The 21,727-nt window shown below is 71.0% G+C and carries 20 protein-coding genes; 9 read left to right on the top strand and 11 right to left on the bottom strand.

Translation table 11 applies throughout. The annotated features are described in order from the left end of the window. The first annotated feature begins 246 nt into the window (after window positions 1–246). From LOK46_RS20140 to LOK46_RS20125, 4 genes are read left to right on the top strand one after another with little or no spacing between them, the layout of a single operon-like run. Complete coding sequence (locus LOK46_RS20140) at window positions 247–810, top strand: iron transporter (RefSeq protein ID WP_273560128.1); 564 nt, start codon at window positions 247–249, stop codon at window positions 808–810. 17 nt (window positions 811–827) lie between these two features. Next, entirely contained in the window at window positions 828–1,178 is a 351-nt protein-coding gene (locus tag LOK46_RS20135; protein ID WP_273560126.1) for a cupredoxin domain-containing protein, read from the top strand. Next, entirely contained in the window at window positions 1,175–2,608 is a 1,434-nt protein-coding gene (locus tag LOK46_RS20130; RefSeq protein ID WP_273560124.1) for a 4Fe-4S binding protein, read from the top strand. Before LOK46_RS20135 ends, LOK46_RS20130 begins: the two co-directional genes overlap by 4 nt. 51 nt (window positions 2,609–2,659) lie before the next feature. Then, window positions 2,660–3,484 carry an FTR1 family iron permease gene (locus LOK46_RS20125; protein WP_273560122.1) on the top strand — a complete coding sequence of 275 codons (825 nt, stop codon included), beginning with the start codon at window positions 2,660–2,662 and terminating at the stop codon, window positions 3,482–3,484. A 112-nt stretch (window positions 3,485–3,596) separates the two neighbouring features. On the opposite strand, the gene LOK46_RS20120 is transcribed toward LOK46_RS20125, so the two are convergent. Then, on the bottom strand, window positions 3,597–4,085 hold the full coding sequence (locus LOK46_RS20120; protein WP_273560120.1) for a hypothetical protein: 489 nt from the start codon (window positions 4,083–4,085) through the stop codon (window positions 3,597–3,599). Between the two features lie 126 nt (window positions 4,086–4,211). After that, entirely contained in the window at window positions 4,212–5,057 is an 846-nt protein-coding gene (gene sseA, locus LOK46_RS20115; protein ID WP_273560118.1) for a 3-mercaptopyruvate sulfurtransferase, read from the bottom strand. Between the two features lie 412 nt (window positions 5,058–5,469). Between sseA and LOK46_RS20110 the strand changes: the two genes are divergently transcribed. Then, window positions 5,470–5,703, top strand: a complete 234-nt coding sequence (locus tag LOK46_RS20110) for a GcrA family cell cycle regulator (RefSeq protein ID WP_337251946.1) — start codon at window positions 5,470–5,472, stop codon at window positions 5,701–5,703. Window positions 5,704–5,752: 49 nt separating this feature from the next. Here the strand turns inward: LOK46_RS20110 and LOK46_RS20105 are convergent, their stop codons facing one another. The 7 genes from LOK46_RS20105 to cpaB all read right to left on the bottom strand — a co-directional run bounded on the left by LOK46_RS20105 (window position 5,753) and on the right by cpaB (window position 13,813). Further along, window positions 5,753–6,730, bottom strand: coding sequence for a type II secretion system F family protein (locus LOK46_RS20105; protein ID WP_273560116.1), 978 nt, complete (start codon window positions 6,728–6,730; stop codon window positions 5,753–5,755). A 31-nt stretch (window positions 6,731–6,761) separates the two neighbouring features. Next, window positions 6,762–7,739, bottom strand: a complete 978-nt coding sequence (locus LOK46_RS20100) for a type II secretion system F family protein (protein ID WP_273560114.1) — start codon at window positions 7,737–7,739, stop codon at window positions 6,762–6,764. A 4-nt stretch (window positions 7,740–7,743) separates the two neighbouring features. Beyond that, on the bottom strand, window positions 7,744–9,186 hold the full coding sequence (locus LOK46_RS20095; RefSeq protein ID WP_273560112.1) for a CpaF family protein: 1,443 nt from the start codon (window positions 9,184–9,186) through the stop codon (window positions 7,744–7,746). A 57-nt stretch (window positions 9,187–9,243) separates the two neighbouring features. Continuing rightward, window positions 9,244–10,488: an AAA family ATPase gene (locus LOK46_RS20090; protein WP_273560110.1), complete on the bottom strand. Its 1,245-nt coding sequence runs from the start codon at window positions 10,486–10,488 to the stop codon at window positions 9,244–9,246. Between the two features lie 78 nt (window positions 10,489–10,566). Then, window positions 10,567–11,310 (bottom strand): CpaD family pilus assembly protein, encoded by a 744-nt coding sequence (locus tag LOK46_RS20085; protein ID WP_273560108.1) that lies wholly within the window; start codon window positions 11,308–11,310, stop codon window positions 10,567–10,569. A gap of 29 nt (window positions 11,311–11,339) precedes the next feature. Then, on the bottom strand, window positions 11,340–12,992 hold the full coding sequence (locus LOK46_RS20080; protein ID WP_273560106.1) for a type II and III secretion system protein family protein: 1,653 nt from the start codon (window positions 12,990–12,992) through the stop codon (window positions 11,340–11,342). Between the two features lie 5 nt (window positions 12,993–12,997). After that, window positions 12,998–13,813, bottom strand: coding sequence for a Flp pilus assembly protein CpaB (gene cpaB / locus LOK46_RS20075; RefSeq protein ID WP_273560105.1), 816 nt, complete (start codon window positions 13,811–13,813; stop codon window positions 12,998–13,000). Between the two features lie 257 nt (window positions 13,814–14,070). On the opposite strand from cpaB, the gene LOK46_RS20070 reads away from it, so the two are divergent. Beyond that, entirely contained in the window at window positions 14,071–15,300 is a 1,230-nt protein-coding gene (locus LOK46_RS20070) for an ABC transporter substrate-binding protein (protein WP_441011108.1), read from the top strand. A gap of 125 nt (window positions 15,301–15,425) precedes the next feature. Here LOK46_RS20070 and LOK46_RS20065 read toward each other — a convergent pair whose 3' ends face one another. Both LOK46_RS20065 and LOK46_RS20060 read right to left on the bottom strand, forming a co-directional pair. After that, window positions 15,426–16,589: an iron-containing alcohol dehydrogenase gene (locus LOK46_RS20065; protein ID WP_273560104.1), complete on the bottom strand. Its 1,164-nt coding sequence runs from the start codon at window positions 16,587–16,589 to the stop codon at window positions 15,426–15,428. An 87-nt stretch (window positions 16,590–16,676) separates the two neighbouring features. Continuing rightward, a complete protein-coding gene (locus LOK46_RS20060; protein ID WP_273560103.1) occupies window positions 16,677–17,585 on the bottom strand; it encodes a LysR family transcriptional regulator in 909 nt (302 codons plus the stop codon). Between the two features lie 116 nt (window positions 17,586–17,701). On the opposite strand from LOK46_RS20060, the gene LOK46_RS20055 reads away from it, so the two are divergent. The 3 genes from LOK46_RS20055 (at window position 17,702) to LOK46_RS20045 (ending at window position 21,524) form a co-directional block, all read left to right on the top strand. Further along, window positions 17,702–19,198, top strand: a complete 1,497-nt coding sequence (locus LOK46_RS20055; protein ID WP_273560102.1) for a CoA-acylating methylmalonate-semialdehyde dehydrogenase — start codon at window positions 17,702–17,704, stop codon at window positions 19,196–19,198. Window positions 19,199–19,320: 122 nt separating this feature from the next. Beyond that, window positions 19,321–20,466, top strand: coding sequence for an isobutyryl-CoA dehydrogenase (locus LOK46_RS20050; RefSeq protein ID WP_273560101.1), 1,146 nt, complete (start codon window positions 19,321–19,323; stop codon window positions 20,464–20,466). Further along, window positions 20,463–21,524: an enoyl-CoA hydratase/isomerase family protein gene (locus LOK46_RS20045; RefSeq protein WP_273560100.1), complete on the top strand. Its 1,062-nt coding sequence runs from the start codon at window positions 20,463–20,465 to the stop codon at window positions 21,522–21,524. Before LOK46_RS20050 ends, LOK46_RS20045 begins: the two co-directional genes overlap by 4 nt. Window positions 21,525–21,727 lie beyond the last annotated feature (203 nt).

The following is a 21,727-nucleotide window of genomic DNA, read 5'->3' as shown; positions in this document are numbered from 1 at the left end:
CCGCATTCTCGGTTCGCTGCATGGCACTGGCATGACGATCCTGGTTGGGCGAGCGCCGTCAAGATCCGAAGCGGGCTTCCGGGACGAACATCTTCGTGAGATCGCGTGGTGAGCGCGTCGATCTCTCGTGAAGACATGCGAATACGGTCGTGCCGATCCGACGAGGCCTCAGATTGGAATTGTTATCATTTGATGTTCGCGCGATTCCGGTTTGAACTTCGGGCCGGGTGGATTATGTGCGGTCGCATGCACGCGTCGCACATCCTCCCGGTTCTCCGCGGCCTCGCCGCGGCCTCGCTCCTCGCGTTCGCGGGCGCCGCGACGGCCAAGGAGGTGCCGATCGGTCCGCACGTGACGCGGAACGGCCTGGAGGTCGCCGCCGTCTATCTGCAGCCGATCGAGATGGACCCGCCCGGCATGATGCGGGAGGCCGCCAAGTCGGACATCCACCTCGAGACCGATATCCGCGCCGCCAAGGACAACCGCAACGGCTTCGCCGAGGGAGACTGGGTGCCGGCGCTCGACGTCCGCTTCGAGGCGGTGAAGCTCGACGGTGACAAGCCCACCGACCAGACGGTGTCGGGCATGCTGATGCCGATGGTCGCCAACGACGGGCCGCATTACGGCGACAACGTCAAGCTGTTCGGTCCCGGCCGCTACCGTCTCAAGGTCACCGTCGCGCCTCCGGGCAAGGACAGCCACTTCGGCCGCCACGTCGACAAGGAGACGGGCGTCGGCCCGTGGTTCGAACCCTTCGAGATCACCCAGGACTTCACCTTCGCGGGTGTCGGCAAGAAGGGCGCCTACTGAGAGTGCCGGAGCTGACCGTGTCCCGCCTGCCGCGCTCCCTCGTCCGAGCCGTCCCGCTGCTGCTGGTCGCCGCCGTGTCGGCCTCCGTGCCCGCGCGGGCCGACGACATGCCGGTCATCAAGGTGGAGATGCGCGACGGCGTGATCATCCCGACGGTGATCGAGGTTCCGGCCAACACCCGGTTCAAGCTCGAGATCTCGAACACCGGCCAGACGCCGGTGGAGTTCGAGAGCACGGAACTCCGGCGCGAGAAGGCGCTGGCCGCGGGCTCGACGTCGGCGATCGTGTTCCGCACCCTCGATGCCGGCACCTACCAGGTGTTCGACGATTTCCACCCGGAGGCGAAGGCGACCCTGGTGGCCAAATGAGCGCGTCCACGACAGCGCCCGGCTCCCTCGCCCTGACCGGCGTCACGCCGCGCCGGTCCGCGGTGGACGCGCGGCTCGCGCGGTTCGGCGACGTGCTGCGCCGGTACGGCTGGATCATCCGGTCCGTGCAGTGGCTGATCGTCGCCGTCTACGCGGTGCTGGTGATCGTCCCGGCGCTGCTGCCGCTGCCCGACAATGCCGCCCACATCTGGACCAACCTGACGCTCGCCGCCCAGTTCGCCTTCTGGGGGATCTGGTGGCCGTTCGTGCTGGTCAGCATGGTCCTGGTCGGCCGGGCCTGGTGCGGCGTGCTCTGCCCGGAGGGGGCCCTCAGCGAGTTCGCGAGCCGGTGGAGCCGCGGCTACGCCGTGCCGCGCTGGATCACCTGGCAGGGCTGGCCGTTCGTCGCCTTCGCCGGAACCACCGTCTACGGGCAGATGACCAGCGTCTACGGCTACCCGAAGCCGGTGCTCGCGGTGCTCGGCGGCTCCACCCTCGCGGCGATCGTGGTCGGCCTGCTGTACGGGCGCAACAAGCGCGTCTGGTGCCGCTATCTCTGCCCGGTCAACGGCGTCTTCGCGGTGCTGTCGAAGCTCGCGCCGGTGAGCTTCCAGGTCGACCGCGCCGCGTGGGCGGCCTCGCCCAGGCCGGTCGGCGGCACCGAGGCCTTCAACTGCGCGCCCCTCGTGCCGGTGAAGACCATGCGCGGCGCGGGCGCCTGCCACATGTGCGGGCGCTGCAGCGGCCATCGCGGCGCCGTGCACCTCGCCCTGCGCTCTCCCAACCACGAGATCGTCCACGTGGCCGGCGAGGAGCCCAGCCTCGATCAGACCATGCTGATCCTGTTCGGCATGCTGGCCCTGGCGGTGGGCGCGTTCCAGTGGTCCTCGAGCCCCTGGTACGTCGACGCCAAGCAGTGGGCCGCCACGTGGCTCATCGAGCGCGGGACGACGTGGCCGCTGGAGCACTCGGCGCCCTGGTTCGTGCTGACGAACTATCCCGACCGCAACGACGTCATGACGCTCCTCGACGGCGGGCTGCTGCTGGCCTACATCGGCGCTGCGACCATCGTGCTCGGGCTCGCCCTGTCGGGGATCGTGGCGCTCGCGACCCTGAGCCTCGGGGGCTGGTCGCTCCGGCGCTTCCACCACCTGACCCAGACGCTGATCCCGGTGGCGGGCTGCGGCGTCTTCCTGGGCCTGTCGGCGCTCACCGTGACGTTCCTGCGCGGCGACGGCATCGTGATCCCCTACGTGGCGGAGATCCGCGCGGGCCTGCTGGCCGGTGCGAGCCTGTGGAGCGTCTGGCTGGCCTGGCGTGTGGCGGGTCTCGCCGCCGGCGGCCTCCGCCGTGTGGCGGCCTCGGCCTGCATCGCCGGCGCGGCCGCCCTCTCGGTGGCCAACTGGGTGCTCCTGTTCTGGATCTGGTAGCGCGCGGTTCGCGCGCGACGTCACACGACCTCACAACTCCTGGAGACCGCCATGATCGGCGCCTTCGTCATCGCCTTCCGCGAAGTCATCGAGGCAGGCCTCATCATCTCGATCGTGCTGGCGGCGACCCGCGGCATCCCGGGCCGGATGCGCTGGGTCCTGCTCGGCATCGCCGGCGGCCTCGCGGGCGCCGCCCTGGTGGCGCTGTTCGCCGAGAAGATCTCGGACGCCTTCGAGGGCAGCGGGCAGGACATCCTGAACGCCGCGGTCCTGATCGTCGCCGTGCTGCTGCTGATCTGGCACAACACCTGGATGAGCAAGCACGGCAAGGAGCTGGCGGGCGAGCTGCGCGCCGCCGGTGCGGCGGTGCGCTCGGGCGAGCGGGAGGCGGCGGCCCTGTCGATCGTGATCGGCGCCGCGATCCTGCGCGAGGGGGCCGAGCTGGTCCTGTTCCTCTACGGCCTCGTGGCCTCGGGCACCTCGGGCGCCGACATCCAGTTCGGCGCGGTCGCCGGCATCGGCGCGGGCGCGCTCCTCTCGGCGGTGACCTATCTGGGTCTCGCCTCGATCCCGAGCCGCTACGTCTTCTCGGTGACCAGCGTCCTCATCATCTTCCTCGCGGCCGGCCTCGCCGCGCAGGCGGCGCAGTTCCTGGCCAATGCCGGCGTGGTGGACGTTCTGGGCCACACCCTCTGGAACAGCTCCGGCGTGATCGCCGAGAATTCCTGGCCGGGCCGCGTCCTGCACGCCCTGGTCGGCTACACCGACCGGCCGACCGCCCTCCAGGGACTGGTCTACGTCGCCACCATCGCGGTGATGGTCGGCCTGATGCAGTGGAGCGCCGCCGACAAGCGCCGCGCCGTGCGGGCGGCCTAGCGAACCGTCCGGAGCCGCGGACCCCGATCCGACACCAAGGCTCGGGGGGCCGGGCCGCCTGACGGCCCGGCCGGGCATCCTCGGCTCGGCTCGGCGCGGCGGCCCGTGGCCGTCAGGCCAGCACGGTCCACTTCGCCGGGTCGGCCGGCTTCTCCTTGTAGATCGTGCCGGCGAGATCGACGTGCAGTTCCGTCGCCGCGCGATCGCTCCGCCGCGCCAGCACTTCGAAGTGCTTCGGCTTGCGGCGCGGCGCGTCCGCCACCGTCCAACCCGCCGAGGCCGCCGCCGCCAGGGCGCGCGGGGGATCCGCGGGGACGTCGGTTGCTCCGTCCGGCCGCTTGGCGCCGGGCGCGTGGTGGGGCTTCTTGTGATGGATCTCCACGGGATCCCGGCCCTCCGCCGAGATCCGCGTGACCTTGATCTCCGAGGGGCGACGCTCGCCCTCGAGGATCACCTGCATCCCGCGCGCGATCGGGAAGGCGGCCACGCCCTTCGGCCCGAGGTCGGCCAGATGGGTCTCGCCGTCGGCTTCGACGGTGAAGCGATGGGCGAAGACGTGCCCGACGATGCCCGAGAGGGCGGTGGTGTCGTGAAGCGGCATGATTTTCTCCGTGGAGCGCCCAACCGCAGGCGCATTCGATATATCGAAATCGATCACGGAGCTTTCAAGGCGACGCGTGAACAGGCCCGAGCGGCGCGTCGCCGGACCTGTCGGGGAGGCCGCCTCTCAGGTGCCCGTCGCCACCGCCCGGGCCGGGTCGGCACCCCATTCCGACCAGGAGCCGTCGTAGAGGCCCCGCGCCGGGCGTCCCATGGTCTCCAGCGCCAGCGCGATGATCGCCGCGGTCACGCCGGAGCCGCAGGTGGTCACGATCGGCCGGTTCGGATCGACGCCGTTCTCGGCGAAGACCGCCTGCAGCTCCTCGGGGCTCTTCATCCGGCCGTCGCGCTGGAGGGCCGCGTAGTGCAGGTTGCGGGCGCCGGGCATGTGCCCCGGCCGGACGCCGGGGCGGGGCTCCGGCTCCTCGCCGCGGAACCGCGTGCCCGAGCGCGCATCGACCACCTGCGCCGAGCCGGTGTCGAGGGCCCGGGCGACGTCGTCCGCGTCCGCCACGGCGCCGTGGTCGAGGCGGGCGGTGAAGTGGCGGCGCTCGTGCGGGCGCGGCTCGCCCTCCTCGGTCGGGTAGCCCGCCGCCACCCAGGCCGGCAGGCCGCCGTCCAGCACCAGCGCGTCGCGCACGCCGAAGGCCTTGAGCATCCACCAGACCCGCGGGGCCGAGAACAGCCCCTGCCCGTCGTAGACCACGATCTGCATGCCGTCGCCGACGCCGAGCGCGCGCATCCGCGCCGCGAACACCTCGGGCCGCGGCAGCATGTGCGGCAGGCTCGACTCGGTGTCGCTCATGGCGTCGAGATCGAAGCGGCGGGCACCGGGGATGTGGGCGGCGCGGAACTCGGCCTCGGGATCGCGGCCCGCGGCCGGGAGGTACCACGAGCTGTCGAGCACGACGATGTCGGGGGCCGCGAGGCGGTCGTGCAGCCATTCGGGTGACACGAGGGGCGCTTGGGCCATGGTCGGCGGGTCCGGCTCTGTTCGCGTTGCGGGCTCACAGAACCACAGGTCGCACCGCGTTGCACGTCCGGGCCGCCGCCGGACGGGGGCGTTCGCCCGGATTCGTCAGCCGCGCCGGTGCCGGCCAATGCCAATCGAGCGCCCGCGGGAACGGGGGAGCTACGCATCCCGCACCGTGGTCCGATGCATCCAGCGCAGGCTGGTCTTGTTTTAAAGAGCCGTAACCCCAGTTACGACACCACGATGACGCCAATCGCGTCGGCCGACCGGCCGGCATCGTGTTGGCCGCCCCGGACGCTCCGCTCGCGGACGCGAAACGGGGACGTCGCCTGAACGAGATGCGTTCATACCTTCCCTGTCTGCCCGGGCGCCCGACCCACCGTGCAGGATGCTTATTGAGCCGATCGATACCATGAATCAACTCGTCCGCATGTCCCAGATCGGCGACGCCGAGTCCGTCGAGGAGCCGTCGGCCGACCTGCGCGTGCCCTTCGCGCAGTCCGGCGCCTTCGTGTGCAAGTACATCATCGGTGAGCCGAACGACCGCGCCGTCTGCTGCGGCGCCCCCGTGTCCGACGGCAAGAGCTGGTGCGCCTACCACCGCCGCATCGTGTTCGAGCCGACCCGACCCGGCCGCATCCGCTGAGGCCGGTCCGGTAACATTCGCTGCCGCGTCCCCTGGCGCATCCCGGCCGTCACTGCGTCCGCATGATCTGGATGACCGCCGGGGTGATGATGACCACGAACAGCACGGGCAGGAAGAACAGGATCATCGGCACGGTGAGCTTCGGCGGCAGCCCGGCCGCCTTCTTCTCGGCCTCGTTCATGCGCATGTCGCGGCTCTCCTGGCTCAGAACGCGCAGCGCCTGACCGACCGGCGTGCCGTAGCGCTCGGCCTGGATCAGCGCCGTCGCCACGGATTTCACTGGCTCGAGACCGGTCCGCATCACGAGGTTCTCGTAGGCCTGGCGCCGGTCGGGCAGGAACGACATCTCGGCGGTCATCAGCGCGAGCTCCTCGGCCAGCACGACCGAGGACGTGGCGATCTCGGTACTCACCTTCCGGAACGCGTTCTCGATCGCCATGCCGGACTCCACGCAGATCAGCGTGAGGTCGAGGGCGTCGGGCCACGCCTTGCGGATCTCGGTCTGGCGCTTCTTGGCGGTGTTCACCAGGAACAGCTCCGGCGCCTTGATGCCCATGTAGGCCGCGCCGATCACCAGCCCGAACCGCATGAGGTACGAGGCGTCGAGCACCTCCAGCACGAACAGGTAGAACAGGGCCGAGATCACCGCGACCACCGGCACGACGAGGCGGAAGAACAGGAACGCCGTCTCCGCCCCCTGGCCGCGATAGCCCGCCTGCATCAGCTTGCGCTTGGCCGTGTCGGTCCCGAGCCAGCGGCGCAGCTGGTACCGCTCGACGATGGACTTCATGTAGGCCTTCGGCTCCGTGCGCAGCGTCGCCCGGTTGCCGCTCCGCTCCGCGCTCAGCCGCTCGCGGCGCCGGATCTGCTCGCGCTCGTCGCTGACGAGCTTCATCCGCTTGCCGAGCCGGTCGGTCTCCAGGAAGGGCTGCGCCACCGCGTAGGCGGTCGCGGCCGCCGCGACGGCGGTCAGGAGCGTGCCCATGAAGCGGGGATCGAACAGCTTCTCGGCGATGTCGTCGATCATCGGGCGGGATCCGGCAGACGGCGCACCGCGCCTAGAACTCGAAGGCGATCATCTTCTTGATCGTGAAGATGCCGATGGACATCCAGATCGCCGCGCCGACCAGGGCGATCTTGCCCGTATCGGTGGTCCAGAGCAGCGAGATGTAGTCGGGGCTGGTCAGGGCGGTGATGCCCGCCACCGCGAAGGGCAGGCAGGCGATGATCGAGGCCGAGGCCTTGGCCTCCATGCTCATCGCCTGGACCTTGCCGCGCATCTTGGCGCGGTCGCGCAGCACCGTGGACAGGTTGTTCAGCGCCTCGGAGAGGTTGCCGCCCGATTGCTGCTGGATGTTGATCACGATGGCGAAGAAGTTCACCTCGGCGGTGGGCACCCGCTCGAACAGGCGCGTGCAGGCCTCGCCGAGGGACAGGCCCATCGCCTGGGTCTCGACCACGGTCCGGAACTCGCTGCGCACCGGCTCCTCGGCCTCGCGCGAGACCATGCGGAAGCAGTCGCCCACCGGGATGCCGGTGCGGATGCCGCGGACCACCACGTCGACGGCGTTGGGCAGCTCCTTGTTGAACTTCGCGATGCGCTTGAGCCGCAGGTGGCGCAGCAGGTAGGCCGGCAGGCCGAAGCCGCCCGCGAAGGCGGCGCCGAGCGCCGCCAGGGCGTTGTCGGTGACGACGAAGAGCAGGAGCCCGAAGACGACGCCGCTCAGGGCCGAGATCCCGTAGAAGGTCTGCTTCGTCCAGCCGAGGCCGGCGCGGGCGAGCTTCAGCTCGACGCTGGCCTTCGAGGCGCCCTTGGCCTTCGCCTCGATCTCGCTCAGCGTCTTGGCGACCTGCTCGCGCCGGTTGACCGCGACGCCCCGGGTCGCCGCCCCCGAGGCGGAGACGCTGATCGTCTTCAGGCGCTTGGTGGCCCGGCGCTCGCCGCCGAGCAGGGGCAGGACCGCCACGTACGCGACGGCGGCCACCGCGATGCCGGCGAGGCCGGCGGCGATCGGCAGGTTGGAGGCGTCCGCCATCGGCTCAGTTCCGGTCGACGACCTCGGCGGCGTCGAGCGCCTCGCCGAGCCGCTGTTCCAGGCCGTAGTAGCGGGCGCGCTCCCAGAATTTCGGCCGGCCGACGCCGGTGGAGCGGTGACGCCCGATCAGCTTGCCGTTCGCGTCCTCGCCGACGATGTCGTAGAGGAACACGTCCTGCGTGGTGATGACGTCGCCCTCCATGCCGAGCACCTCGGTGATGTGGGTGATGCGCCGGGAGCCGTCGCGCAGGCGCATCGCCTGGATCACGACGTCGATCGAGCCGCAGATCATCTCGCGCAGCGTCCGCGACGGCAGGGTGAAGCCGCCCATCGAGATCATCGACTCGATACGCGACAGGCACTCGCGCGGGCTGTTGGCGTGGAGCGTGCCCATCGAGCCGTCGTGGCCGGTGTTCATCGCCTGGAGCAGGTCGAAGGCCTCCGGTCCGCGCACCTCGCCGACGATGATCCGCTCCGGGCGCATGCGCAGGCAGTTCTTGACGAGGTCGCGCATGGTGACCTGGCCCTGGCCCTCCATGTTGGGCGGCCGCGTCTCCAGGCGCACGACGTGGGGCTGCTGGAGCTGCAGCTCGGCCGCGTCCTCGCAGGTGATGACCCGCTCGTCGTGCTCGATGAAGGCCGTGAGGCAGTTGAGCAGCGTGGTCTTGCCCGAGCCCGTACCGCCCGAGATGACCACGTTGCAGCGCGACTGGCCGATGATCTTGAGCACCTCGGCGCCCTCGGGCGAGATCGCCCCGAAGCGCACGAGTTGCTCCAGGGTGAGCTTGTCCTTCTTGAACTTGCGGATCGTGAGCGCCGGGCCGTCGATGGCGAGCGGCGGCGCGATGACGTTGACGCGGGACCCGTCCGGCAGACGCGCGTCGCAGATCGGCGAGGCGTCGTCAACGCGGCGCCCGACCTGGCTGACGATCCGCTGGCAGATGTTCATCAGCTGCTGATTGTCGCGGAACCGCACGCTGGTCAGCTGGATCTTGCCGTTGACCTCGATGAAGGTCCGGTGGGCGCCGTTGACCATGATGTCGGCGATGTCGTCGCGGGCGAGCAGCGGCTCCAGCGGACCGTAGCCCAGCACGTCGTTGCAGATGTCGTCGAGCAGCTCCTCCTGCTCGGAGATCGACAGGACGATGTTCTTGAGCCCGATGATCTCCGTGACGATGTCGCGGATCTCCTCGCGCGCGGTCTCGGCGTCGAGGCGCGAGAGCTGCGTCAGGTCGATCGCCTCGATCAGGGCGCCGAAGATCAGGCTCTTGGTGCGGTAGTAATCCTCCGAGCGCGCGGTCTCGACGACGACCGGGGCCGCCGGTGCCGGACGCGAGGCCGGCGCCGGCGCGTCGCGGAGCACCGGCGTGGCCGGTGCCGGAATCCGCGCCTGCGGGATCGGCGGGGGGGCCGCCGACGCGCCGCCGGATTGTCGCCTACCGAACATGGGTCAGGTCCCCGACGCTGACCCGCGGCGCCTGCCGGGCGAAGGATCGCGTCCCCATCAGGATGCCTTGCGGCCGGAAAGCTTGGCGAGCAGCGGCTCCAGCAGGCTCGGACGGCCCCGCCGGCTCTCGGGACGCCCGAGGGTCATGGCCGCCAGATCGTTGAACAGCTCCGCCACCTTCGAGCCCGCCTGGATCTCGGCGATCATCTGGCCATTGTTGGCCGCCGTGCCGAACAGGGTCGGCTCGAACGGGATCGTCAGGGCGACCGGCGCCTCCAGGGCCTTGGCGAACTCGGCGGTGCCGATCTCGGGCCGCTTGGGCACGCCGACGCCGTTCAGCACGATGCGGGGCGGCTGGTCGTTCGGGCGACCGTGCCTCAGCGCGCCGAGGAGGTTCTTGGCGTTGCGCAGGCAGGCGAGGTCGGGCCCGGCCACGATCAGGATCTCGTCGGCCGCCGTGAGGACCCGCTTCGACCACGCGTTCCACTGGTGCGGGATGTCGAGGACCACGCAGGGCACGCTCGCCCGCATGTGCTCGATCAGGGTGTCGAAGGCCGGCTCGGACAGGTCGATGGTCCGGTCGAGGCTCGCCGGGGCCGAGAGCAGGCTGAGGTTGTCGCTGCACTTGGACAGCAGCCTTTCGACCAGGGCGGAATCCAGGCGCTCGGGGGCGAACACCGCCTCGGCGATGCCCTGCGGCGGGTCCTGGTTGAAGTTGAGCGAGGCGGTGCCGAAGGCGATGTCGAGGTCGGCGATCACCGTCTGGACGCCCTGGCCCCGGGCCACGGACCACGCGAAATTGTGCGCCACGGTCGAGGCGCCGATGCCGCCCTTGACGCCGTAGACCGCCACGGTCCGTCCCACGGGCTTCACGCCCGGAGCCGTGAACAGGTCGGAGATCGCCGCGATGAGCGTCAGGGGCTCGACCGGCGCCATCAGATAGTCGGACACCCCGCGCTGGATCAGCTGCCGGTAGAGCATCACGTCGTTGACGTGGCCGATCACCAGGACGCGGGTGCCCTCGTCGCAGACCTCGGCCAGGGCGTCGAGGCACTCGATCGGCTTCGAGCGCGCGCCCTGGACCTCGATGATGATGACGTTGGGCGTCGGCGCGTGCCGGTAGGCCTCGATCGCGGCGGCCCCGCCGCCCATCCGGACCTTGACCTGCGCCTTCTGCATGCGCCGATCGAGGGCGGCGCCCTCGATCATCGCCGCGGTCTCGCCGGTCTCGCAGAATGCCTGGATGGTGATCCGGGGCACCGGGGCGATCGTGCGCTCGGTTGTCTCGGACAGCTCTGCCATGACGGCGCTTTCGGGTTCGCGTGCGGGGCGCGGCGTTGCAGGCGGCGGCGGGGCTGCCCATCCCCGGCGCCGGCTGTCTCAGTTCGTGACCTGGGACTTCACGGCGGTCTGCCCATCTTGCCGCCATGTGGTTGACGGATCCTTGCCATCCCGCAACTGGCCAATGTCCCGGACCCGCTTGACCGTGTCGATGCGGCCCTCGGGCCGGCCGCGCACGAGGTCGACCGGGTCGGCGACCTGGGCGGCGACGTTGGACTGCGTGGCGCAGCCCAGATTCCAGTTCGGCCGGTTGTTGTAGTCGGTCGTGAAATTGCTGGTCCCGAGGTCCTGGGGCCAGAGGCCGCAGGCGTCGGCCACCTTGGCCTGCATGCGCTGGAAGCTCAGCCGGATCGGCGAAGCGAGGGTCGGTGCGGCCACCGCGTAGGCGGTGACGCTGATCTCGCGGGCGTTGACGCCGTTCTGGGTGCCGAGCCGGCCGAGCACCGACGCGGTCCGCTGCACGGCGGCGACCTGGTCGGGCGGGACGCCCTGGGGCACCTGCATCAGCAGGGCTCCGCGACCGTAGCGGCGGTATTCCAGCATGAAGGCGTCGACGTCGGTCGCCTGGCGCGGGTCCAGATGCCCCGTGCCGGTGGGGAACACGTCGAGGGTGCGGGGCCCGTCGGTCAGCACGATCGGGTGGCGCGCGCGGTAATCCGTCAGGTCGATGCCGCCGGTCGTGGCGGGATCGCTCTTGCAGGCCGCCGCGAGGGCGCCCAGCGCGCAGGCGGCGAGCACGCTCGCGGCGCGGCGGGGCAGGGCGGGCGTGTGACGTCCGGTCATGGGTCCGATCCTGAAGGCGCGGCGGGGCGCTACTCGACGATGAAGCCGACGCGGCCGCGGTAGGTGCGGCCGAGCGGCGCCGCGGCGGTCGCGCCGGGCGGGGCGACCTTGCCGTAGATGCGGTTGATCTGGCCGAGCAGCACGGTCTGGCCGTCGCTGGCGTCGACGAAGTTGTCGTCGGGCCGGCTGACCTGCTTCGGCTCCATCGGCCGGGCGATGTAGGGCGTGCACATGATCATCAGCTCGGTCTCCTGGCGCTGGTAATCGCGGGAGCGGAACAGCGCGCCGAGGATCGGGAGGTTGATCAGGCCGGGCAGGCCGGCGATCGCCTGCTTGTTGAACTGCTGGATTAGGCCGGCGGTCATCATCACGCCGCCGGAGGGCAGCTCGACGGTGGTCTCGGACCGGCGCACCCGGGTGCCCGGCACCGCGACCGAGGTGTTGCCGATGACGTAGCTGAAGCTCTGCTGCGGATCGATCTCGGTCACGTCCGTGGCGACGCGGATCGAGATCCGGTTGTCGGCCAGCACCGTCGGGGTGAACGACAGGGCGACGCCGTAGGGCTTGTAGGTGATGCCGGGCGAGCAGACGCCGCCGACCGCGCAGGTCGCTGAGGCCGGGACCGCGAACTCGCCGCCGGCCAGGAACTTGGCGGCCTCGCCCGAGATGGCGGTCAGCGTCGGCTCGGCCAGGATGCGCGAGACGCCGGCCTGCTCGAACGCCTTCAGGGTCGCCTGGAGCGAGAAGCCGCCCCCCTGCACGGAGGCCTGGATCAGATTCCCGCTCGGCGTGTTCGTGTTGATCGGGAAGGGCAGGTTGTTGGTGAGCACGTTCGGGTTCATCGCCGGCACCTGCGTGGCCGCCGCGGTCCCGCCGTTCACGAGCGCCTGGCCCAGGTTCCCGACCGGGTTCAGCGCCGACCAATTGCCGGCCATGTTGATCCCGAACTGCTTCACGACGTTGCGGGACACCTCCACCACGGTGACGCGGAGCATCACCTGATCCTTGTTGCGGATCGTGAGGTTGTTGATCACCGCGCCCCGCGACCCGGCGGCGACGCCGCCGCTCGCCGCGCCCGCCGGCCCGGCGGCCCCGCCGCCGCCCAGACCCACGAAGGCGTTGGCGATGTCGATCGCCTGCTGCGCGTCCGCCGAGGAGTTGACCGAGCCCGACAGGAGCACCGACGCGCCCGAGGAGCGCACGTCGAAACGGCCGCCCGGGATGCTCTGGTTGAGCAGCTCGCGCAGGGTCCCGAGGTTGAGGTCCCGCGCCACCGTCACGTCGAGGGCGGCGATCTGGCGCCCCTCGGCATCCATGATGAAGATCGAGGTCGCGCCGTCGGCCATGCCGATCACGAAGACCTTGCGGGTCGAGCGGACCACCGCGTTGGCCACCGCGGGGTTGGCCACGAACACCTCCTTGGCGTCCCGCGGCAGGTCGACGATGACGGAGCGGCCCGCGGTCAGCTCGACCCGGCGGGTCGCGTTGGCTTCCGCGGCCCCGACCGTCAGCACCGGTGCGGGACCGAAGGTCTGGCGGTCCTGGGCGGGGGCCGGCCCGGTCAGGGCGGCCAGCAGGGCGAGGGCGCCGGCCGAGCGGCGGCGCGGGCCGCGGTCAGGGCGCCGCAGCGGGCGGGCGTCGGGCAGCGTGGCGGGCAGGGAGGCGGGCAGCGGAGCGGTCATGGCGGTCACGGCGTCTGCTGCCGCGCGACGCCGAAGCGCACCACGGTCAGGGCGGGTTCGGGCATCTGCGCGGCGGGCGCGTCGGCCAGCGGCGTGGCTTCGGGCGGGCGCCCGGCATCGGCGAGGCTGCGCAGGGACAGGGTCAGGGCGCCGACCTTCTGGGCGAGGGCCAGGGTCTCGGCCTGCGCGGGCGTGACCGCCAGCGTCGCGGTCTCGCCGGTGACGACGTTGGTGCCGTTCTTCTCTTGGACCAGCTGACCGATCGCCAGGACGCGGATGTCGGTCAGGATCGTCTGGGAGAGCTGCACGTCGCTGTTGTTGGCCCGCGAATTGGACTCGTCGCGGAAGGTGCGGATCACGTCGACTCGGTCGTTCGGCAGGATGAAGCCGCCGGCCGAGTTGGTGCCGCGGCTGTCGGTGACGATGGCGACCGCGCGCATGCCGGGCGACAGGATCGCCGCCATGAACCCGCTCTCCGGGCGCACCAGCTTCTGCGCGCGGATCGGCTCGCCCGTCAGGAATCCCGAGCGCACGGACGCGCCCACGGTCTCCTCGAGGGCCTTGGGGTTGATCGTACGGGTCATGTAGCCGTTGGCCACGGCGCCGTCCGGCCAGGGCTGCCAGCGCAGGTCCGCGGCCCGGAGCACCTGGCCCATCGGCATGTCGATGGCGGCCACGAGCACGTCGGTCGTCGGCTGCGGCGGCGCCTCGGCCTTCGGCGGCGGCGGCGGCGGTGGCGGGTCGCCGCCGCTCATCAGGAAGGCCGCCCCGGTCCCCGCCGCGAGGGCGATACCGAGGACGGCGAAACGGGCTGGGTTCATCGCATCGCCACGCGCCGGAGACGGCCGGATTGCCGTCCATGACCGGAACCTGCGCGGGGATTCGTGTAATTATGGTTAAGGTATTATAACCTCTGCCGTTGTCGCCGGTCCGGAAACGGGGCGACCGGAATCGCGTCACAATCCGCGGAATCCTTCAGCCTCGGCCCGACCTCGGCCGTGGCGCGGCGCCGGGTCGTCCCCTATCGTGCCGCCGGAACCGCCTCAGAAGCGGGCACTCGGGCGAACCGGGGGGAGACATGATCAGGACAATCGGCGGCGCGGTGATGGCGGCCGCTCTCGCGGGGACCGCGCTCGGCTCCGCTCCGGCGGCCGCGCAAGGAAGCTTCTCGGACAACGCGATACGGATCGGCGTCCTCAACGACCAGTCCGGCCTCTACGCCGAGTACGGCGGCCAGGGCTCGGTCGAGGCGGCCCGGATGGCGGTGGAGGACATGGGCGGCAAGATCGGCAGCGTGCCGATTGAGATCCTCACGGCCGACCACCAGAACAAGCCCGACATCGCCTCGGCGATCGCCCGGCAATGGTACGACCGCGACAATGTCGACGCGATCATGGAGCTGACCACCTCCTCGGTGGCGCTGGCGGTCCAGGGCCTGTCCAAGGAGAAGAAGAAGATCACCATCACCACCGGGGCCGCGACCAGCGACCTCACCGGCAAGGCGTGCTCGCCCTACGGCTACCACTGGGCGTTCGACACGCGGGCGCTGGCGGTGGGCACCGGCGGCGCGCTGACCCGGGCGGGCGGCAACACGTGGTTCTTCCTCACCGCCGACTACGCCTTCGGTTCGGCGCTGGAGGCCGACACCAGCAAGGTCGTGCTCGCCAACGGCGGCAAGGTGCTGGGCAGCGTCCGGCACCCGCTCTCGAACCAGGACTTCTCGTCGTTCCTGCTCCAGGCGCAGGGCTCGAAGGCCAAGGTGATCGGGCTCGCCAATGCCGGCCTCGACACCTCGAACGCGATCAAGCAGGCGGCCGAGTACGGCATCGTCGAGGGCGGCCAGAAGCTCGCGGCCCTGCTGTTCACCCTCTCGGAGGTGCACGGGCTCGGCCTCAAGGTCGCCCAGGGCCTGACGCTCACCGAGGGCTGGTACTGGGACGCCAACGACGAGACCCGCGCCTTCGGCCAGCGCTACATGAAGCGCACCGGCCGGATGCCCAACATGATCCAGGCCGGCACCTACTCGGCGGTCCTGTCCTACCTGAAGGCCGTCAAGGCGGCCGGCACCGACGAGACCGACGCGGTCAACGCCAAGCTCAAGGAGCTGCCGGTGGACGACGTCTTCGCCCATGGCGGGATCGTGCAGCCGAACGGCCGCATGGTCCACGACATGTACCTGTTCGAGGTCAAGAAGCCGGCCGAGTCGAAGGGTCCGTGGGACCTCTACAAGCTGATCTCGACCATCCCCGGCAAGGAGGCCTTCGCCACCGCGGCCGAGAGCGGCTGCCCGTTGACGGCGGCGAAGTAGGTCGCCCCGTCATCGCGCGCGCAGCGACCCAGGCTGCGCGACCGTGGAGAGCGTAGCGCTGCTGGATTGCTTCGCTCCGCTCGCACGGACGACGGCGCTCACGGTCCGCCGATGGGACGCCGTCGTCACCCCGCCCAGACGCGCCGGTACAGCGCCACGATCTCGTCGGCACTGGGCTCCACCGGGTTGTTGGCCGGGGAGCCGGAGGCCAGCGCCTGGGCCGCCATGGTGGGGAGCAGCGCCTCCCAGCGGGCCGGGTCGATGCCGTATTCCTGCGGCCCCGGCACGTCGAGGTCGTCATTCAGCGCCTCGAGCTCGGTCACCAGGGCCGACACCGCCGAGCGGTCGTCGGTGTCCGGGCCGGCGATCTTCATGGCGCGGGCGCAGGCGGCGTAGCGGTCGATCGCGGCCGGGGCCGAGAAGGCCGTGACCGCCGGCAGCAGCATCGCGTTCGAGAGCCCGTGCGCCACGTGGAAATGCGCGCCGATCGGCCGGCTCATGCCGTGGACGAGCGCCACCGAGGCGTTCGAGAACGCGATGCCCGCCTGGGTGGCGCCGAGCATCATCGCCTCGCGCGCCGCCCGGTCGCCGGGATCGGTCCAGACCCGGCGCAGGTTCGGGGCGATCAGCCGCATCGCCTGCAGCGCCAGCCCGTCCGAGAACAGGTTCGACTTGCGCGAGACGTAGGCCTCGATCGCGTGGGTCAGGGCGTCGATCCCGGTATCGGCGGTGAGCCGCTTGGGCTTGGTGAGCGTCAGCTCGTAATCGACCAAGGCCGCCACCGGCAGGTAGGCGAGGCCGATGCAGAGCATCTTCTCGTCCGAGGTCTCGTCGGTCACGATGGTGAAGCGGGTCGCCTCCGAGCCGGTGCCGGCGGTGGTCGGGATCGCCACAATCGGCAGGCCGGGCTCGTCCTGCTGGCGCGGCGCCTTGTAGTCGCGCATGTGGCCGCCGTGGCGGGCGAGCACCGCCACCGCCTTGGCGGTGTCCATCGGGCTGCCGCCGCCGAAGCCGACCACGCAGTCAAAATCGCCCGCCTGGAGGGCCGCCAGCGCCGCCTCCACGGAGGCGACGGTCGGATCCGGCACGGTCTCGGAGAAGATCGTGGCCCGCGCGCCCGCCTTGGTGAGCCGCTCCAGCAGCGTGTCGGTGCGGCCGCTGCCGGCGAGGTAGGGATCGGTGACCACGAAGGGCCGCGACAGGCCGAGCTGGCCGAGCACCTCCGGCAGGAGCCGCGAGGCGCCGGCGCCGACGCGCATCAGCCGGGGCAGGGCGATCGAGGCGACCATTCTCTTGCTTCTCCCACCCGGCGCCTCTGCTGGTCGGCCGGGACGGTGATCTTAGGACCTGCGCCCGCCGGGCGAAACTGCCGGCGCTTACACTGCCGGTCCGGCGAACAGGCCGGCGGCGGCCTCCACCTCGCCCGCGATGAACCCCGCCACCGCGCGGATATGGGCCGCCTTCCGGTGATCCTCGTGGATGTGCATGTGGAATGAGCGGGTCAGGGACACCGCCCCGGGCAGCACCGGCACGAGGCCCGGATGGGCCGCCGCGATGAAGGCCGGCAGCACGCAGAGGCCGGCGCCGCCGAGCGTCGCGTGGACCTGGGCCAGGAGGTTGGTGGAGCGCAGCCGCGCGGAGACCGGCGGACCCAGGGCGCCGAGGTAGTTCAGCTCGCGCGTGAACAGCATGTCCTCGATGTAGCCGACGAAGGGGTGCCCTGAGAGGTCCCCGACCTCCGCGATCGGACCGGCCCCCGCGAGGTAGGACTCGGACGCGTAGACGAGCAGCCGGTAATCGGTCAGGCGGCGCGCCACCACACGCGCCTGCTGCGGGCCGGAGAGGCTGATGACGATGTCGGCCTCGCGCTTCGACAGGCTGAAGATCCGGGCGGTCGCCATGATCTCGACCTCCAGGCCCGGGTGGCGGGCGGTGAGCCGGTGCATCCGGGGGGCGAGGAACACGCTGCCGAACCCGTCCGGCGCGCCGATCCGGACCGTGCCGGAGACCGCCTGGGCGGCCTCCGTGGCGGCGCTCGCCGAGAGGAACGCGCTCTCCATGGCCTCGGCGACGCCGAGCAGGTTCGCGCCGTCCTCGGTGAGCGCGTAGCCGAGGTTGCTGCGGTGGAACAGCCGGGCGCCGAGCCCTTCCTCCAGGGCGCGGATCCGGCGCCCGACCGTGGTGTGCTCGGTGCCGGTGCGGGCCCCGGCGGCGCTCAGCGTTCCCGTCCGCGCCACCGCGAGGAAGAAGCGGAGGTCGTCCCAGTTGGGCCCCGTCCTGGCCATGGCCGCACCCTCGCTGTGCATCGATGCACGACGGCTGTAAGCGCATCCGGCTTTATCGCTCAAGCGATCCTGATAGGGTTCGCCAAAATCGAACGCCACATCACAGGGAGGCGCACATGCGCACGATCGGGCACTACATCGGCGGCCAGAACGTCGGCGGCGAGAGCGGGCGGTTCGCCGACGTCTTCCATCCCTCGACCGGCGAGGTCCAGGCCAAGGTCGCGCTGGCCAGCAAGGCGGAGCTCCGCGCCGCCGTCGAGAACGCCAAGGCGGCCCAGCCGGCCTGGGCGGCGACCAACCCGCAGAAGCGCGCCCGCGTGATGATGCGCTTCCTAGAGCTGATCCGCGGCGAGAACGACGCGCTGGCCGAGCTCCTCGCCTCCGAGCACGGCAAGACTGTGCCGGACGCCAAGGGCGACATTCAGCGCGGCGTCGAGGTCGTGGAGTTCGCCTGCGGCATCCCGCACCTGCTCAAGGGCGAGTACACGGAAGGGGCGGGCCCCGGGATCGACGTCTACTCCCTGCGCCAGCCGCTGGGCGTCGTCGCCGGCATCACGCCGTTCAACTTCCCGGCCATGATCCCGCTGTGGAAATGCGCCCCGGCGATCGCCTGCGGCAACGCCTTCATCCTGAAGCCGTCCGAGCGCGACCCGAGCGTGCCGATCCGCATCGCCGAGATCTTCCTGGAGGCCGGCCTGCCGCCGGGCATCCTCAACGTCGTCAACGGCGACAAGGAGGCGGTCGACGCCATCCTCGACGACGAGGACATCAAGGCGGTGGGCTTCGTCGGCTCCTCGCACATCGCCGAGTACATCTACGTCCGCTCCGCCCAGACGGGGAAGCGCGCCCAGTGCTTCGGCGGCGCCAAGAACCACATGATCATCATGCCGGACGCCGATATGGGCCAGGCGGTCGACGCGCTGATCGGCGCCGGCTACGGCTCGGCCGGCGAGCGCTGCATGGCGATCTCGGTGGCGGTGCCGGTGGGCGAGCAGACCGCCGACCGCCTGATGGAGCGGCTGATCCCGCGGGTCGAGTCGCTCAAGATCGGCCCGTCGCACGACGGCTCGGCCGATTACGGCCCGCTGGTCACCGCGGAAGCGGTGCAGAAGGTCGCGAGCTACATCGACAAGGGCGTCGCCGAGGGCGCGCAGCTCGCCGTCGACGGCCGCGGCTTCAAGCTCCAGGGCTACGAGAACGGCTTCTACATGGGCGGCTCGCTGTTCGACCGCGTGACGCCCGACATGACGATCTACAAGGAGGAGATCTTCGGCCCCGTGCTCTCGGTGGTGCGGGCCAGGGATTACGAGGAGGCGCTGGCGCTGCCCTCGACCCACCAGTACGGCAACGGCGTCGCGATCTTCACCCAGGACGGCGACGCGGCCCGCGACTTCACCGCCCGGGTCAACGTCGGCATGGTCGGCGTGAACGTGCCGATCCCGGTCCCGATCGCCTACCACACCTTCGGCGGCTGGAAGCGCTCCGGCTTCGGCGACCTGAACCAGCACGGGCCGGACTCGATCCGCTTCTACACGAAGACCAAGACCGTGACGCAGCGCTGGCCGAGCGGCATCAAGAGCGGGGCGGAGTTCTCCATCCCGACGATGCGGTAGAGCAAGACGGCTCAAGGTTGGGGGCGGGTCCCCTCTCCCGTTCGGGAGAGGGGGCACCTCGCGACTCATGCGGCGGAGGTGCAAGCCTCGCGCGGTTGAGTGGCGAATCAGAGGAAGCGTTCATGATTTTCGGGCTCGACGAGGACCGGACCGCGATCCGCGAGATGGCCCTCGGCTTCGCGGCCGAGCACGTCGCGCCGCACGCCCTCGACTGGGACCGGGACAAGACCTTCCCGGTCGAGACCCTGCGGGCGGCCGCTGCCCTCGGCATGGCGGGTATCTACGTCCGCGAGGATGTCGGCGGGTCGGGCCTGTCGCGCCTCGACGCGACCCTGATCTTCGAGGCGCTCAGCACCGGCTGCCCGACCGTGGCGGCGTTCCTGTCGATCCACAACATGTGCGCCTGGATGATCGACGCCTACGGCGGCGACGATCAGCGCCAGCGCTGGCTGCCGTCGCTCATGGGCATGGAGCGCATCGCCAGCTACTGCCTGACCGAGCCGGGCTCCGGCTCCGACGCGGCGGCGCTCCGCACCCGCGCCGAGCGGGACGGCGACCATTACGTGCTCACCGGCGAGAAGCAGTTCATCTCCGGCGCCGGCGCCAGCGACCTCTACGTCTGCATGGTCCGCACCGGCGCGGCCGGCCCGGCGGGCATCTCGGCGGTCGTGGTCGAGAAGGGCACGCCCGGCCTGTCCTTCGGGGCCGACGAGCGCAAGATGGGCTGGAACGCCCAGCCGACCCGCGCCGTGCGCTTCGACGGCTGCCGCGTGCCGGTGGCGAACCGTCTCGGCGCCGAGGGCCAGGGCTTCAAGATCGCCATGAGCGGTCTCGACGGGGGTCGGCTCAACATCGCGGCCTGCTCGCTCGGCGGCGCGCAGGCGGCCCTCGACAAGGCGCTCGCCTACATGGGCGACCGGCGCGCCTTCGGGGCGAAGCTCACCGACTTCCAGGCGCTGCAGTTCCGGCTCGCCGACATGGCGACCAGCCTGGAGGTGTCGCGCACCTTCCTGCGCCACGCGGCCGCCGCGCTCGACGCGAAGGACCCGGCCGCGACGCAGCTCTGCGCCATGGCCAAGCGCCACGTCACCGACGCGGCCTTTGACGTGGCCAACCAGGCGCTCCAGCTGCACGGCGGCTACGGCTACCTCGCCGAGTACGGCGTGGAGAAGATCGTCCGGGACCTGCGCGTGCATCAGATCCTCGAAGGCACGAACGAGATCATGCGGCTGATCATCGCCCGCGGGCTGACCGGGGGGCGCCGATGACCGACGTGATCGTCGAGCGGGTCGGCGCCCTTGGGCGCCTGCGCCTCGACCGACCGAAGGCCCTGAACGCCCTGACACACGGCATGGTCCTGGCGATCGACCGGGCCCTCGACCAGTTCTCCGCCGATCCCGGCATCGCCGCGGTGCTGCTCACCGGCGAGGGGGAGCGCGGCCTGTGCGCGGGCGGCGATCTGCGCGGCCTGTACGAAAGCCAGGGCACCGCCTTCGCCGAGGCCTTCTGGCGCGACGAGTACCGGCTCGATGCCCGGATCGCCGATTACGAGAAGCCGTTCGTGGCGGTGATGGACGGCATCACCATGGGCGGCGGCGTCGGGCTCGCCGGCCATGCCGCCCACCGCATCGTCACCGAGCGCTCCCGCGTCGCCATGCCGGAGACCGGCATCGGCTACCTGCCGGATGTCGGCGGCACGTGGCTGCTGCCCCGGGCTCCCGGGGAGCTCGGCACCTATCTCGGCCTGACCGGCGAGCCGGTCGGTGCCGCCGACGCGATGCTCTGCCGGCTGGCCGACGCCCAGGTGCCGTCCGCCGGGCTGCCGGACCTGATCGACGCCCTCGTGGCGCTCGATCCGGATGCCGGGCACGACGGCGTGCGGGACGCGATCGCCCGGTTCGCGCAGGATCCGGGCCCGCCGCCGCTGGCGGAACACCGGGCCCTGATCGATCGCTGCTTCGCCTTCGACATGGTCGACGAGATCCTGTCCGCCCTCGACGCGGACGGCTCGGGCTTCGCGGCCGCGACCCGGAAGACCCTGCTGACCAAGGCGCCGTCGAGCCTCGTCCTGACGCTGTGCCTGCTGCGGCTCGGTCGCGGTGCCCCGAACCTGGAGGCCTGCCTGGAACGCGAGTACCACGCGTCGCTGGCCCTGCTGGAGGAGGGCGATTTCCGCGAGGGGATCCGCGCCGCGGTGATCGACAAGGACAAGCACCCGCGCTGGAACCCGCCGACCCTCGACGCGGTCGATCCGGCGCGGATCGCCCACTGGCTGGAGAAGCGGGCCGAGCCGGTTTTCTCGGACGCCCGCACGGGGCCGGTGTGATGTGAGATCGCGCGTCCCCGCATCGCTTCAAGGGCGCCTCCGGATCCCTTCGGAGCGCGGGTCCCCTCTCCCGTGCGGGAGCGGGACAGGGTGAGGGACCAGGTTTTTCCGGAGAGGGCGTATCCCTCACCCCGACCCTCTCCCGCACGGGAGAGGGGGCGTGTCGCGCTCGGTGCAGACCGACGGGGCCTGCCGTCGAGGTG

This window comes from Methylobacterium sp. NMS14P (assembly GCF_028583545.1).
In the GTDB taxonomy this organism is placed as follows: domain Bacteria; phylum Pseudomonadota; class Alphaproteobacteria; order Rhizobiales; family Beijerinckiaceae; genus Methylobacterium.
Note: the sequence above shows the minus strand (reverse complement) of the source record. Positions and strands in the feature narration are given on the sequence as shown.

What these genes read in the sequence shown, in the direction of transcription:
- LOK46_RS20050 (WP_273560101.1), top strand. Translation starts at nt 19,321, where the DNA reads ATGATTTTCGGGCTCGACGAGGACCGGACCGCGATCCGCGAGATGGCC.
- LOK46_RS20080 (WP_273560106.1), bottom strand. Translation starts at nt 12,992, where the DNA reads ATGACCGCTCCGCTGCCCGCCTCCCTGCCCGCCACGCTGCCCGACGCC.
- LOK46_RS20140 (WP_273560128.1), top strand. Translation starts at nt 247, where the DNA reads ATGCACGCGTCGCACATCCTCCCGGTTCTCCGCGGCCTCGCCGCGGCC.
- LOK46_RS20100 (WP_273560114.1), bottom strand. Translation starts at nt 7,739, where the DNA reads ATGGCGGACGCCTCCAACCTGCCGATCGCCGCCGGCCTCGCCGGCATC.
- LOK46_RS20105 (WP_273560116.1), bottom strand. Translation starts at nt 6,730, where the DNA reads ATGATCGACGACATCGCCGAGAAGCTGTTCGATCCCCGCTTCATGGGC.
- LOK46_RS20095 (WP_273560112.1), bottom strand. Translation starts at nt 9,186, where the DNA reads ATGTTCGGTAGGCGACAATCCGGCGGCGCGTCGGCGGCCCCCCCGCCG.
- LOK46_RS20065 (WP_273560104.1), bottom strand. Translation starts at nt 16,589, where the DNA reads ATGGTCGCCTCGATCGCCCTGCCCCGGCTGATGCGCGTCGGCGCCGGC.
- sseA (WP_273560118.1), bottom strand. Translation starts at nt 5,057, where the DNA reads ATGGCCCAAGCGCCCCTCGTGTCACCCGAATGGCTGCACGACCGCCTC.
- LOK46_RS20120 (WP_273560120.1), bottom strand. Translation starts at nt 4,085, where the DNA reads ATGCCGCTTCACGACACCACCGCCCTCTCGGGCATCGTCGGGCACGTC.
- LOK46_RS20055 (WP_273560102.1), top strand. Translation starts at nt 17,702, where the DNA reads ATGCGCACGATCGGGCACTACATCGGCGGCCAGAACGTCGGCGGCGAG.
- LOK46_RS20060 (WP_273560103.1), bottom strand. Translation starts at nt 17,585, where the DNA reads ATGGCCAGGACGGGGCCCAACTGGGACGACCTCCGCTTCTTCCTCGCG.
- LOK46_RS20090 (WP_273560110.1), bottom strand. Translation starts at nt 10,488, where the DNA reads ATGGCAGAGCTGTCCGAGACAACCGAGCGCACGATCGCCCCGGTGCCC.
- LOK46_RS20130 (WP_273560124.1), top strand. Translation starts at nt 1,175, where the DNA reads ATGAGCGCGTCCACGACAGCGCCCGGCTCCCTCGCCCTGACCGGCGTC.
- LOK46_RS20070 (WP_441011108.1), top strand. Translation starts at nt 14,071, where the DNA reads ATGATCAGGACAATCGGCGGCGCGGTGATGGCGGCCGCTCTCGCGGGG.
- LOK46_RS20125 (WP_273560122.1), top strand. Translation starts at nt 2,660, where the DNA reads ATGATCGGCGCCTTCGTCATCGCCTTCCGCGAAGTCATCGAGGCAGGC.
- LOK46_RS20085 (WP_273560108.1), bottom strand. Translation starts at nt 11,310, where the DNA reads ATGACCGGACGTCACACGCCCGCCCTGCCCCGCCGCGCCGCGAGCGTG.
- LOK46_RS20045 (WP_273560100.1), top strand. Translation starts at nt 20,463, where the DNA reads ATGACCGACGTGATCGTCGAGCGGGTCGGCGCCCTTGGGCGCCTGCGC.
- cpaB (WP_273560105.1), bottom strand. Translation starts at nt 13,813, where the DNA reads ATGAACCCAGCCCGTTTCGCCGTCCTCGGTATCGCCCTCGCGGCGGGG.
- LOK46_RS20110 (WP_337251946.1), top strand. Translation starts at nt 5,470, where the DNA reads ATGAATCAACTCGTCCGCATGTCCCAGATCGGCGACGCCGAGTCCGTC.